Origin of the sequence: Mycobacterium sp. E802 (assembly GCF_001666875.1) — a bacterium.
Lineage (GTDB): Bacteria > Actinomycetota > Actinomycetes > Mycobacteriales > Mycobacteriaceae > Mycobacterium.
The window spans coordinates 1-689 of the sequence record NZ_LZJD01000196.1; the positions used below are offsets into that span (position 1 = coordinate 1).

General features: G+C 61.8%; 1 protein-coding gene. It reads right to left on the reverse strand.

The window, feature by feature from the left end; genetic code table 11:
* Nucleotides 1–641: IS630 family transposase (locus A5699_RS27995; RefSeq protein WP_231965868.1), on the reverse strand; the 641-nt coding region annotated here is incomplete at its 3' end.
* Nucleotides 642–689: the final 48 nt, after the last annotated feature.

The window sequence follows — 689 nt, forward strand, 5'->3', positions numbered from 1 at the left end:
AACAGATCGATGGTGCCGTTGCGTTTGTAGTCGTGTGTCATCGTTCCCGCGCGTCCGGGTTTCATCGGCAACGATGGCTGGGTGCGGTCCAGAGCCTGACACTGGGTCTTCTCGTCGAAGCTGAACACGACTGCCCGGGCAGGTGGATTCACATACAGCCCAACGACATCGACGAGTTTCTCCTCGAATCGTGGATCGTTGCTGACCTTGAACGTCTCGACCTTCCATGGTTTGAGGTTGTGATCGGCCCAGATCTTGGCCACCGCGTCCTTGCCGATCCCAACCCGGGCGGCCAACGTTCGGGTCGACCAGTGCGTCGACCCATCAGCGGGCCGCTCCTTGTGAGTAATGCGCAGCACTTCTTCCACCGTGCCCGCCGGCAAGCTCGGTTTGCGTCCCCGACCCTTGGCGATCCGGCCGACACCGTCGACTCCGTACTCACCAAATCGACGACGCCAGCGGCGCACGGTATCAGAGTCCACGTCACTGCGCCGGGCGATCTCCTCGTTGGCGACCCCATCACAGGCCCACAACAACGCCCGCGCCTGCACCACCTGCCGATGCGGCAATGTCGTCGAGGCGGCCATCTTCTCCAGCGCCGCACGCTGGGCATCGCTGACCGGCAACGCGGCAGCTGTCATAACGGGCATACTACAAACTACCGTATTAATTCACAGACGGACCACTAG